10 protein-coding genes are annotated in these 13,600 nt (G+C 31.0%); 8 read left to right on the forward strand and 2 right to left on the reverse strand.

What is annotated here, in order from left to right; genetic code table 11:
- Positions 1–191: 191 nt before the first annotated feature.
- Both IEX65_RS20625 and IEX65_RS20630 read right to left on the reverse strand, forming a co-directional pair.
- On the reverse strand, positions 192–1,274 hold the full coding sequence (locus IEX65_RS20625) for a CfrBI family restriction endonuclease (RefSeq protein WP_188768903.1): 1,083 nt from the start codon (positions 1,272–1,274) through the stop codon (positions 192–194).
- Between the two features lies 1 nt (position 1,275).
- The gene (locus tag IEX65_RS20630; RefSeq protein ID WP_188768905.1) at positions 1,276–2,463 is read right to left on the reverse strand and encodes a DNA-methyltransferase; all 1,188 of its coding nucleotides are present in this window, start codon (positions 2,461–2,463) and stop codon (positions 1,276–1,278) included.
- Positions 2,464–2,942: 479 nt separating this feature from the next.
- On the opposite strand from IEX65_RS20630, the gene IEX65_RS20635 reads away from it, so the two are divergent.
- The 8 genes from IEX65_RS20635 (at position 2,943) to IEX65_RS20670 (ending at position 13,490) form a co-directional block, all read left to right on the forward strand.
- Positions 2,943–3,338: a hypothetical protein gene (locus IEX65_RS20635; RefSeq protein ID WP_188768907.1), complete on the forward strand. Its 396-nt coding sequence runs from the start codon at positions 2,943–2,945 to the stop codon at positions 3,336–3,338.
- Positions 3,339–4,628: 1,290 nt separating this feature from the next.
- Positions 4,629–5,702 carry a hypothetical protein gene (locus IEX65_RS20640; protein ID WP_188768909.1) on the forward strand — a complete coding sequence of 358 codons (1,074 nt, stop codon included), beginning with the start codon at positions 4,629–4,631 and terminating at the stop codon, positions 5,700–5,702.
- Between the two features lie 479 nt (positions 5,703–6,181).
- A complete protein-coding gene (locus tag IEX65_RS20645; protein ID WP_188768911.1) occupies positions 6,182–7,627 on the forward strand; it encodes a WG repeat-containing protein in 1,446 nt (481 codons plus the stop codon).
- A gap of 453 nt (positions 7,628–8,080) precedes the next feature.
- A complete protein-coding gene (locus tag IEX65_RS20650) occupies positions 8,081–8,677 on the forward strand; it encodes an RDD family protein (RefSeq protein WP_188768913.1) in 597 nt (198 codons plus the stop codon).
- Positions 8,678–9,160: 483 nt separating this feature from the next.
- The gene (locus IEX65_RS20655; RefSeq protein WP_188768915.1) at positions 9,161–9,682 is read left to right on the forward strand and encodes a hypothetical protein; all 522 of its coding nucleotides are present in this window, start codon (positions 9,161–9,163) and stop codon (positions 9,680–9,682) included.
- 420 nt (positions 9,683–10,102) lie between these two features.
- Complete coding sequence (locus tag IEX65_RS20660) at positions 10,103–10,726, forward strand: hypothetical protein (RefSeq protein ID WP_188768918.1); 624 nt, start codon at positions 10,103–10,105, stop codon at positions 10,724–10,726.
- 421 nt (positions 10,727–11,147) lie between these two features.
- A complete protein-coding gene (locus IEX65_RS20665) occupies positions 11,148–11,798 on the forward strand; it encodes a hypothetical protein (protein WP_188768919.1) in 651 nt (216 codons plus the stop codon).
- Positions 11,799–12,269: 471 nt separating this feature from the next.
- A complete protein-coding gene (locus IEX65_RS20670) occupies positions 12,270–13,490 on the forward strand; it encodes a hypothetical protein (RefSeq protein ID WP_188768922.1) in 1,221 nt (406 codons plus the stop codon).
- Positions 13,491–13,600: the final 110 nt, after the last annotated feature.

The raw sequence follows: 13,600 nt of genomic DNA on the forward strand, positions 1-13,600 counted from the left end.
TTTACCTGCGGCAACTAACTTTACTGGCTTGGGTTCGTTGGCGTGCGGCTGTCCTTCGGACAGCATATCAGAGCGGTCGCTAAGTTTGCTTAATTCCAACTCTTGCAAGTGCGTAAAAGTTTGATAATCAATTAATTAACTCAAAACAAAATTCCAATCATCGCCCTTGCGGGTTGTTGGAATGAAGACACTTACAGAAAATCCTGAAGGTTTACTTTTTTCATTTGTTCTCTAACAAAATTCAAACTTTCTTCATTAGTCATTTTTGTGATTGCATGAGTAAAATTTATTTTATCTTTTAAAATTTGAGCTACTTCCTTAACCCAATAGCTCATACTCATTTGAACAATCTCCCCATTTATTGCTGACGCTAATTCTTTGATTCTACTATTTTGTCCTATCCTATCTACAATTATTACAGTTGTCATATAGTGCGTTTGACGACCATACTCCATTTCTCGTTCAAATCTTGAGACTTTATCAAGTGATATTTCTGAATTCCCAGGCCCAATGAAACCAATATCAAATCTGACTCCAATTCCTGCTTTTAATAACAAGGTAGCATCACTCTCTCTTTTATTCTCACGTTGAGACATCCAAAATACTTTATCAGATTTTGTACTCTCCTTTGGGTCAATTCTCTGAAAGCCCAGTATAGAGAGAACAGAGCCTAAAATAAACTTTTCAAATAACTTACCATACATTGACTTTTCTGACCCACGAATTGCCAATGTTTGAGCACCAATTGCGGTAAATAAAAACATAATACTTTCCCAAGAAATTGAATTTTCTTCTTTACCCAATTTTAATGTACCCGAAAGATTTCCAAAAGAAGAATCTGCTTTTTGAGCCGATTCTTTAAGTAATTTACCCAATTCTTCAAGATATTGCTTCAACTCTTCTTGTTCATTTCCACGTAAAACATTTTGAATACTCTTCTCGGTTAATCCTGCTAACCAAGTTAAATACAATTTCTTTTCTTTAGAAAGTCTTTTTGTTGCAAGTTCCTCAGCTATCATTTTAGCCGATTTTCCAACCAAACTTTCAATTTGATTAGATGCTTTTAAAAATGTAACTAACATCGCAGCATTCGATAACATTAATCTTCTGCGAGTTAAACTTTCTGTTAGTGACCTTACATTTTCACCACATAGAACAGATGAAACTACATTTTTAACAACTTCTTCTCCTATTCTATCAATCAACTCACTGCCTTTATAACTTGATAGCTCAACACCCAGTTCGGGTACAAAATCTGAAATTTTCTTTGCCATTTTAAAATAGATAGAGATTTGCAGTATTATGTTCTACATTTATCCAATTAATATCTTTTGCTTGCCCTTGTAGCCAGTTCTCAGCTTGACTCTTAATTATTTCCATATACTCAGGACTAAGTTCATAAAGCACAAAACGTCTATTATGTTTAACTGCCGCTTCACCAACTGTCCCTGTACCAGCGAATGGGTCTAATACTACATCATTTTTAAATGAATAATACTTTACTACCTTTTCTGCTAACTCAAGTGGAAAAATAGCAGGATGAATTTTGTGATATGCAGGATGAATCTTCCAAAGATTTGTCTTTTCATAATCATCATCAATTTTAGACTCTTCAACTAATTCTGGGTCAGTATTTCTAATGTGCCAATCAATTAATTTATCAGTCTTTTTTCTATAAACTAAAATATATTCAGTAACTGGTACCGCTTTATATTGCATAGGGTTACGGTCTGCTGCAAATCGCCTGCCACGCCCAGTTGCCCAGCCTGCACCTTCAGGTTTTATCCAAATAATATCATCAACAAATTCAAAACCTTCTTGAATAAATAACTGATGAAAATCGAAAGGAACGGCAATACGCTTTGAGGCCTCACTTCTATTTGCACGTCGAATAAGTACAGGAGAAATATTAATCACAAAAAAACGCCCATCATTTAAAACACGATGACATTGATTTATAATTTTTCGCATTTTTAGAAGGTATTCTTCGTAAGTAATATAATCTGCATATTCAGGTCGTGCATTATAATATGGAGGTGAAGTAAATACTAAATCTACTGATTCTGAAGGTGTTTGAGCTAAAAGCTCTTCTGAATCACCCAAGCCAATAGTATTTTTCAATGATGATACTTTAGGCTTTATCTGTCCATTTGATTTTGACTTTACACCCTCTTTATTGTATTTACGCCCCAATAATCGAGATTCCAAAACATCCTTTTGTGAACTTTTCTTATCATTCACAAGTGTTGTAATGGCATCAATCGTAACTTCCCCAATTGTTTCTCCTTTTAAACTTTTCAAAGGTACACGCCAAATATGATACCTATCATCAACTTCTGGAAGTCCAAACTCTATTGCTTTTTCTAAATCATAGCTTTTCAAATATTCAAAAGCTATCTCTCTTGCTTGCTTATTTTCAGTTACTCTATATTGTTGTTTCTTAGCTTCTTTTATTCTACTCATTTCTAAATCTATTTATTATACTTTACACGAAAGTAGGTAGAGTGTAGCAAATATTCAAATTTTTCTTTCTGTCTTAGGTTGAATTCAATTAGCATATTCGATTGAAATAGTTTGACAGTTTAATTAAGTTTCGACAATCTAACATTTCTAAGTTATCAAAACTTCAAACACATAGGCACTTTCGACGTTTCGGCAGCGTGGCATTTGCTCAAATTTCACTCCGAACAAAAAATCTTTTGCTTTTCAATATCTTTTTTCAGAACTTGGTATGCAGATTTGGTCAGCGACATTCGATTAGAGCAGGTTCTACCCTTTTTAGTCCTTAGTACGCACCATTTTTGGCGACAGTTTATCAGCGGTGGCACTCAAAGTTGGCTTCTCTCCAACACGAGCAAATAAGTAAAAGTTTGATATTCAACTAATTAACTCAAAATCCAATGCCCATCTTCTTATTTGCGGTCGTTGGAAAAATTTAAAAAATGAATGAAAAAATAAAGGCATATCGAGACTTTATTGATTGGTTAACAAACACCGATGATGCTTTTTTCTACTCAAAAACAGACTTAGAAAATTACGAACACAAGATTATATCATCAAATAATCAAAAAGAGTCGAAACTTGATGAAACCCTCGCAATTCTTGGTCCTATTTTTAAATCTTTATCCGAAGAACAAAAAAATGCCTTAGGCGATTGGAGTGAACATATGTATTTTCAAGGTATTGTCAATTGCTTAGAACAGATTCAATTCAATGATGAAATTCAGTTAGCCTTTATTAATCCTGAGTCAAAAATTGAGATATTCGAAAATATAAGTTTTGCCGAAGATTTCAGAAAACGACATAAAGTTGTTGGAGCAACGGAGTGGGATACTTAATCCTGTAATCCTAAAACAGTTTGACAGTTTTAGCTAACCTCCGACACGCAAAATCCGCTGGGTTTTCCAAATTTCAAACGCCTAACTTTTTGCGACGAGGCAACATTCTGGTTCGCCAAGTAAGATTTTTAGCTCGCAAAGTGGGCTGGCGACAATTTCTCTGCGTGGTATGTTTGCCAACTTTTCTTCGATTCTCAAAATTTCCCTGAACTCATTTGCTTTTTTGTATTTTTCCATGCAAATTTACTTCCAGCAGCCAGCTTGGTAGGGTTGTTTCACTAACTTGCCAAGTGTCTTTCGACACTTGATTAGAGCGGGTCGCCAATTTTTTCTGATGTCCAACATTCGGAAAAAGTAAAAGCAAAATAATTGATAATAAAATAATTAATCACCAATCAAAGTCATCATTTTCCTTTTGGTTGGAAAAATGAAAAAAAATGCCATTCGAGTTTCTAAGTCCAATTGATATTATATTCAGAATTTTAATTTTTATGCTTTTCATAATTCCATATACAAAGCGTAGTCATTTACACTTCAAAATTGAAAAAATTAGAAGAAATAATGACTGGGAAAGTTTTTTAGTTTGGTTTCTATTCGGTAGATATTTGAAAAGTTTTAAAAGATTTTTCCAACCTCGGAATTTCAAAAAGAATATCAAAGAAGCAGAATTTGATACTGAAATTAACATTCATAAAACTATCACACCTTTACCAACTGATTCAAAAGAGGTATTAGATTTAATTTCTAAACATAAAAAATATACTATTTTAACGGTGATAATTTCCATCATTTGTGCTGTATATATATCCTTTTCTATTCTCAGTACATAAAATCTTATCCTTTCCGATTTAATATCAATAAAATCGTCAATTCGTATGCTGCTAAAATAGTTTGACCGTTTTACTTTGCACTCACAGGCACTTGCAACATAACAAATGCGAAGTTTTCAAGTTTTAGTTCTCGGCAAAATTTCAAACACATAGTTATCTCCGACATTTCCAATGCGTGGTATTTACTCAAATTTCGCTCCGAAAAATAAATTCTTTTGCTTTTCAATTTCTTTTTTCAGAACTTGGTATGCAGATTTGGTAAGCGACGTTTAGGCAGAGCTGTTTCTACGCTTTTCAATCCTTAGCACGCATCATTTCTGGCGACTTTTTATCAGCGTTGGCATTCAAAGTTGGCTTGTCTCCAACACGAGCAAATAAGTAAAAGTTTAATAAATCAATTAATAAACTCAAAATCTAATGCCCATCTTCTTATTTGCGGTCGTTGGAATTTTTCAAAAATATGAATGTTAAAAATATTATAGATATTCATAAAGGAGTCATTCCAACTACTTGGGTAGAAAGAAATAGCTTATACAAAGAGTATATAAAATTAACCGACGAAGAAGCTTCAAGTTTGGTTGATTTAGTGCTAAATGAAGCAAACAGATATATTGAGGATGTTTTATCAAAAGTTTCAACTTTCACAAACTACGAAATAAACGATAATCAATATTTACAATTAATTCAAAAAAGAGTTCTTTATCCTTCTGAAATATATAGGCATGCAAGTAATTTAATTACCGAAAAGTTGATTGAATTATTCGGCAGAGTAAATGCGGGTATCCTTCTTAGTTGCATTTCTTGGATTAAGAATGAACGTGCACTTGAATTTTTTCAAAATCTTGAAAGAGTTCAACCAAATTGGCAGAAAGAATTGAATATTCCAGCAAAATTATTTTCTCAATGTGCTGCTTGGAATATTGAAAATAACAATTTAAATAAATTATTCTATGACGAGTCTTTTAGATTAATTCAATCCGATTTTAAAGAAATTGATGAAAATTTAAAAACATTTCTTCATGGTAATGATACATGTAAATGTTGCAATCAAACGCTTACAACAGTTTTTAAATTTAAAAAAGAACTCCTTAATATTACTAATTTTAGATTAGATGAATTGGATATTTCAACCTGTCTAAATTGTATTGGTTACGTTACAATTTATACTAAAATAGACGACAACGGAAAATCTAATTGGCATAATTCGACTCGAATACATGGATTTAATGATGTTTATATTATGTCTGAAATTCCAGAAAATCTATTAAAAATTTCAAATGAGAAATGGAAGCCTACTTACTCAATTAATCAACCTTTTTCTATTTTAGGAGGGTATCCTAATTGGATAGATGATTTTCAATTTCCTAACTGCCCAGATTGCAATAAAAATATGAAATTTTTAGGACAGTTTCAAGGCAGTGATTTTTATGACGATGAAAATGGAAAATTCAGTTGGATATTTGCAGAAGGTGCTTATTATTTTTTTATTTGTGAACATTGTTTAGTTACAGCTTCTTTTTATCAGCAATCTTGAATCGTTAATTTTACATTATTAAAATAGTTTAACAGTTTTAGCTCAAAAGCTTGTTCGACTGGACAAATGCGAAGTTTTCAAGTGTAAGTTCTCAGTAAAATATCAAACACTTAGGCTCGTCCGACACTCAAAATGCGTGGTATTTTCTCAAATTTCATTCCGATTAATAAATTCATTTGCTTTTCAACTTCTTTTTTCAGAACTTGGTATGCAGATTTGGTTTGGGGACAATTAGGCCGAGCAGTTTCTACGATTTTTTTATCTTAGCACGCATCTTTGTTGGTGGACATCAAATCGGAGCGGTTCGCAAAGTTGGTTTGTCTCCAACACGAGCAAATAAGTAAAAGTTTGATAAATCAATAATTAACTCAAAATCCAATACCCATCTTCTCATTTGCGGTCGTTGGAACATATAATAATAATTGAATATACAACAATGATATTGTAATTTTTAAACGTTAAATTTTATAAATGTTCTTATGAATATTGAAATCACTGACAATAAATACGATAATTTTATTAAAAAAGCTAATGAATTTAACCTTTTAGAAATATATAATTTTGAATTAATTGAAGATGTCGGTATTGAATCAGGTGGTCTGCATAGAGATTTTCGTGAATTGAAAAATACGGACGAATATTATTTTTTAGGAACGAAATTAAATGATATAAATGAAATCTGTATTCTTAACAAGGAGGCTGAAATTTTAATATCTCATAATAGTTTACGGGGAACATTTTATTTAAAAAAATCTCTTTTACACAAAGGGAAGGGAGCTTACGTGCCAAATTATGATTATCGATTTTCATATTATGTGCGTGGGGGGTATATATTTATAGATATATTGGATGAATATAAATATGATCACTATCACGAATATTCTTACATGATTAGTCATAGTGGAATATATATAAATAATGTTCACATATGGCCTATAATTCTTTATGATAAAACTATAATTCAGAATGGTGCTTCTCTTTTATTAAATAGAGACCTTGAAAAAGTTGGTAGAATTAAGAGTAGTTTAAGAAATATTCCAAGAGGTTATATTAGAACTGATAATGAAGTTTTTGATATAGAATTAAATGTTATAAATGAAGGCGATTTAAATTACTTTGAAGATGTTAAAGTCATAAGAAAATCTATAGAAAATTCATCATTATCAAATGCATATAAATATGAGTTTATTAATAGGGATGGGCAATCTATCTTTAATATGCAATATGACTTCGCATTAGATTTTTATAACAATGTTTCATGGGTGTTAAATGGAAATAATTGGGAACTCATAGATAAAATAGGAAATATTTTTGTAAAAATACCTTCAACTAAAGTAGTAAATGAGAATAAAAAAATTAAGTATACATTTAAGCCTTATTATCAGAATCTTTCTGAGTTTGATTATGGATTAATCGGTTGTAGTTTCTATCCAAATTTTAGAACAAATGGAGTTTTAAATAATGAATTATTATTTTTTAATGAGACAGTTGATGTTTATTCTGATTCAAAAGTTGAGACAACACAAAATATTGTATTACTAAATAAAAATGGAGAAAGGCAGTTGATTTTTGATATAATAAATAATAGTTTGTTCCTAAAAAACAATAAATTTCGTCATGCATTTGAGGAAAAAAAACACTTTGCTATTAAAAATATATTTGATACCAAAGATAATTTTATTTTTATTTGTTACTTAAACAAAGATGGCCTGCTTTATTTAAAGCCATCATGGTTTTTCGGGATAAATATTAAATTTATTACTACCAAAGAATTCTTAACAGATTCAGATATTTCTCAACAAAATATAAAGATATTTGAAATTTTTGAAGCATCTGAAAAAATTAGTACCTTAAAAAATATTACAAATAAAAATGTCATTTTAGAAATAATAAATCAAGAATTATTAAGCTTTTTAACCAGTTAAAATTCAACGCGTATGCTGCTGAAGTAGTCTGACAGTTTTTAGTTCAAAGGCTCGTTCGACAAGCCGAAGTCGCTGGTTTTTCAGTTTTTCAAACGCATAATTTTTGGCGGACAGGACAGTTCTCTCCTACTCTATTCGGGGTTTTCTGCTCTCACAGTGGGTTTGCGAGAAGTCCTCTGAGTGGTATTTTCGCCAACTTTTCTTCTAATCGCAAAGTTTTATCCAACTCATTTGCTTTTTTGTATTTTTCCATGCAAATTTACTTTCAGCAGCGTAGTTATTAGGTTGGGTTCGTTGGCGTGCTTGGTGTCTTGCGACACCAAATCAGAGCGGTCGCAAAGTTATTCAAATCCAACACGAAGCATTATGTAAAGATCTGGTATTTAATCAATTAACTCTAAAACCACTCCAAAACCATCACAATGCTGGTCGTTGGAATTAAACAAAAGAAATATGCCTTCGATTGACGATTTAAAAATAGCTTATAGCAAACTTTCTAACAGCAGACTTTCTTCACTGCTTTCAGAAATTGATTCTATTTCACCAGAAGCACAGCAGGTTTTAAAAGATGAAGTTGAAAAAAGAAATTTGTCTAATACAAATTCTACTCCAATCACTGCAAGTGAACTTCCAAAGTTTATAGCAGAATCTTTGCAAACAGCATCACTCGGCAAGCGGTTTTTAAATTTCTTAATTGATTATTTAGCTTTTACTATATTTTTGATAATATTTTTTGTTTTAGGAGGCGATATTGTAGGTCTTGTTGATAACTCAATTTTTACATTTTTGTACTTCGTTTTAATATTTGGATTCCCTTTTGTAAACTATATTTATTTAGAAGGAAAATATGGCAAAAGTATCGGCAAATTTGTAACAAAGACTTCAGTTGTAAAATTTGATGGCACAAAAATTAGTTTCAAGGATTCATTTATCAGAACTCTATGTAGGTTTATTCCTATTGATTTTATCTTTGCATTTATGGACGATACTTTAACTTTACATGATAAAATTAGTAAAACATATGTAAAAAATGACATTGAGAATCAGTAACCTATTTATCGAATGCGACTGAAATAGTTTGACAGTTTTTGACTCAAAGTCTCGTTCGACAAGCCGAATTCGCTGGTTTTTCAGTATTCAAACGCATAATTTTTGGCGGACAGGACAGTTTTCTCCTACTCTATTTGGGGTTTTCTGCTCTCACAGTGGGTTTGCGACAAATTCTCTGCGTGGTAGTCTCTCCACTTTTTCTCCGACTATCAAATTATTTCTGCACTCGTTTGCTTTTTTAGATTTTTCCGTGCAAATTTACTCTCAACAGCATAGTTTTTGGGTTGGGTTCTTAGCATGCCTGCTGTCCGTTGGACAGCATATTAGAGCGGTCGCAAAGTCCATTCAGTCCAACTCGAAAGCATTATGTAAAGGCTTGATAATTAACAAATTAACTCTAAAATCACTCCAAAACCATCATAATGCTGGTCGTTGGAAATTTTACATTCTTATTGTTTAAGACAAATCATAATAAAAAAACCTATGCGATTTTTAAGAATATTTATAGTTTTATCTATAATTGCTTTTTCATGTTCAAAAGAAAAGTTCAAATTAGACGAAGTTGAAGTTTCAAAAATAAAGTCCGAAGTTGTACCCATGACATGTGGAGAAAATACAATAAGCTCAAATACTTCATTTGGTTTTTTTTGCCCTGGACAACCCGAATCAGACGTTTATCAAGACAACGATAAAAACTTTAATTTCTATTATCATTTCTATGTATCAAACAATCCTTATGGAAGGGAGCGATTTTCAGTAAACTTTATTATAAATTCATTGAACGTAGGAACTCAGTACCCTATTTATTCGCAAGTTAAAGCATTAAATAAGAATGAGATACCATGGGTTGAATCTGGACAAAAAATACCAAGTAACAAACCAAAAAAAATCATTGTTTTAATAACAGAATCAACACCAACAAGTGTAAGTGGTTATTATAAAATAGAACTCACCAATGACGTAATTTTTGATGGATATTTTAATAAATTAAAAGTTAGTAATTAAAAAATAATCGTATGCGACTGAAATAGTTTGACAGTTTTAGCTCAAAGGCATACCCGACGAGCAAAATTCGCTGGTTTTTCCAATTTTCTAACGCATAGTTCTCTGTGGACAGGACAGCTTTTTGGCAGTTTTTTTGTATTTTCTGCTCTCAAAGTGGGTTTGCGACAGGAACTCTGTGTGGTAGTTACGCAACTCTTTCTCCGAAACTCAAAATATTTTGGTACAGCTTTGCTTTTTTCTATTTTTCCGTGCAATTTTACTTCCAGCACTCAGCTTTGCTGGATTGGGTTTGTTGGTGTGCAAGCCGTCCTTCGGACGTCTTATCAGAGCGGTCGCTAAGTTCATCAGTCCCAACGGAAGCATTATGTAAAGGTCTGATATTTAATAATTTAACTCTAAAACCACTCCAAAACCATCACAATGCTGGTCGTTGGAAAATTTTCAAAAATGGATGTAGAAAGTGGACATAGATTTACTAACGGAGCAGTTTGGAAGTACCATTTCCGTGACTCCATATTAGTCCATTGTCCTAAATGCAATAAACAGGCTACTGTAAAAGGGAAAATATCAGATGAAAAAGAAATTGAATGTAAGAATTGCTATTTTAAACAAGTAGGACGAATTTCATTATTTAAGCCAATAATTGATTTTTACTGCTATGAATGCGGTAACAAAATTTATCAAGAACTTGCCTATATAAAATCAAAATTTGAAGCCTTAAAAATAAACTGTTCAAAATGTAAAAATGAACTTATAGCTAAACCTAAGTTTATTGAAGTTGAATTTATTTACAAAGGAACTGAAATAGTTGACCCTTACTTCGGTTGTTCATTATGGCTACAAACTAAATTTAAAAATGATGTTTTATGGGCTTTCAACCATGAACATTTAAACTACATTAAAAACTATGTTACTGCAAAACTCCGTGAAAGACAAGGAAACGGTTATCAAACATTAGCAGAAGTTTTGCCTCAATTTATTAAATCATCCAAAAATAGAATAGGAATCTTAAAAGCAATTGAAAAATTAAATACAATAGATTGACAATTCATATAAACTACTTATTATCAAATAGATAGATTTACTCTACATCTTAGTAGCGAAGTTTTCAAACGTAAATTCTCAGCAAACATTCTAACGCATAGTCATTTGCGACACTCAAAATGCGTGGTATTTTCTCAAATTTCACTCCAAACAATAAATTCTTTTGCTTTTCATTTTCTTTTTTTAGAACTTGGTATGCAGATTTGGTGAGCGACATTAGATTGGAGCAATTTCTACAATTTTTTCCACCTTGGCACTTTTAGTTGTTGGTGGACATTCGATTGGCGAAGCTTTCAAATTGTGTGAGTCCCAACGCTGCAAATAAGTAAAAGTTATTAATTTTAAACCAAAATACCCAACTCCTCGCCCATCATCTCATTTGCGGACGTTGGAAGTTTTCTAAGGCAAGTCTATTTTGCTAATGAACAGATATTCAGTTCAATTTAAAGATGGCAGGGAATACACTCTTTACGGGAGTGACTATTTTAACGACAAGGCGGTATTTTATCGTCACCACTATTCTAACTTAATTGCATTTTCTGTTGTAGTAGCAGAAAATGGATACCCTATTTCTATAAAAGATAACGAATCAAAAGAGTTATTAAATTTTGACAAAATGGAATCCTTTAAACTATGGTTTGAGAAAAATCAGGCTAAAGGAATAGATTTTGGATTTAGTGAGTTAGATGATTTGAAGAAGATTGAAAATGAATGTTATATAAGGGTTAATAAAATTATTAGCTTCATTTTGCAGGAAATTAAAGAGCTACAATCTGAGCAAAAATTTGATACATGGAGAATAGACGGCGGGTATAAAGTATTGAAGATGATATGTAATGTTTCTATTGTATCAATCAATTCTTTTGAATCAAGAACAAACTTATCTTCGAATAAATTGACAATATTTAAAAGGATTTTTGATACTCCTAAAGAACTTGTAGATTATAGTCAAACAGCTGATAAAATTAAACCTGAGAAACTTATTCGGATGTGCAAATCTGATTTAAATTCAATACTAAATTTAAAAAAGAGTTTAGAGCCAATTAAAAGATGGTGGGAAATTTGGAAATGAAGGCTACATCAGAAGGAATTTGGCAGTTTTTTCTACTCAAACTCACATTCGACAAACAAAATTCGCTAAATTTTCAACAATTTCAAACGCCTATTTTTTTGCGACGAAACAGCACTCTGGTTCGCAAAGTAGGGTTTTCTACTTGCAAAGTTGGCTGGCGACAAGTTCTCTGAGTGGTATTTTTGCCAACTTTTCTTCGATTCTCAAAGTTTTACTCAACTCATTTGCTTTTTTGTATTTTTCCATGCAAATTTACTTCAAGCATTCAGCTTTGCTGGCTTGGGTTAGTTGGCGTGTCAGCCGTCCTTCGGACGTCTTATCAGAGCGGTCGCAAAGTCAGTTTAGTCCAACTCGAAAGCATTGTGTAAAGGCTTGATATTTAATCGCAGCGGCGAACCGTAAATTAACTCTAAAATCACTTCAAAACCATCACAATGCTGGTCGTTGGAATGAGAAAAAAATATATTAAGTATGCAAAGTTTTTCAGGTTTATACTTAGAAATAAGAGAAAAATATCAAGAAATTGTTGATATTAATAGACCAAACTTATCAAATCTTCAAAAGCAATTAGATATTTATAATTCAAAAAAGACAACTAATTTATATATTTTAGCTGTTGTATTTGCCAGTTTATCAATGTTCTCAATTCCACTTATTATTGGTTATATATTTCAAACAATTGGATTATTAACATCCAGAATTGAAATTAATAAATTAATAATCTTGAAAACTGAAAATCCTGCAATTTACTCGTCATTGATGTTAGGCACTTATTCAGTACTCTTCTATTTACTTGTCTTGCCCTTCTTTTTTCATTATTTTAGAAAACAAGAACCCAATTCGAAGGTGAATATACTTGAAAGAAACTTTATCAAAGCTACAATTATTGGGGTATATATTTCCACTGGATTGCTTACTGTAATTCTAAATAAATATTTAAAAGAATATTTAGATTTAAGTATTTTTTACAAATATTATTTCACGATTCCATTGTGCATTTTATCTCTTTATCTTTATTTTATATCAGTATCTTTTTTTATGGTTCGTCCGCTTCAAAAAGTTATAAATTCAAAGATTAAAACTACCAATAACACTGGAATTGAAATTTGTTACCTGCTATTAAAAGTTTTAAATAAAATCTATACAATTGAAAACTTTTACTTTATTGATATTGAAGAACTTAGAACAATATCTATGAACTTAAAAAGAATTAGTCTTTTAATAAAAATATACCCTTTTCAATTTCTTCCATTTGCAATAAATAAAGAATTATTAAATAACTTTGAAAAAGCATCATGTTTCTTAAATAATAAAATTGAAGATGCTGTTTTAACTAAAAAAATCAATGTAGATGAATTAAAAAAAATACTCGTAAATTATCTAAACTTATTTCTGAACGGTGATTTAACAAATTTACCCATAGTTGAAGAATTGCCAAATATTGAAAAAATTAAAAAATCAAAATTAATTCATTATGTTCTTTTTGCATTTTATTTAATTTTACCTATTGCTTCAATATTATTATTGAAGATATTTTTCAATATTTCACTTGATGAATATAGTCAATCATTAATAAGAATTTTATATATTATTTGGGCATTTATTGGCATTTTTTCAAATCCATTCATTTTAAATGATGATAGCAAAGACTTGTTAAAAGACATGATTAAAACAATTACAGGTAAAGGTTAGAAAAACTAAACAGCAATTCAGACAATTTTATCTTAATTTGTAAAGGGCAATTTTATTAAGAATATTGAACAGAAAGGTTTCAAGGTTTTATTTATTATGTCCATAGTTAC

Source organism: Emticicia aquatilis (assembly GCF_014644295.1).
Lineage (GTDB): Bacteria > Bacteroidota > Bacteroidia > Cytophagales > Spirosomataceae > Emticicia > Emticicia aquatilis.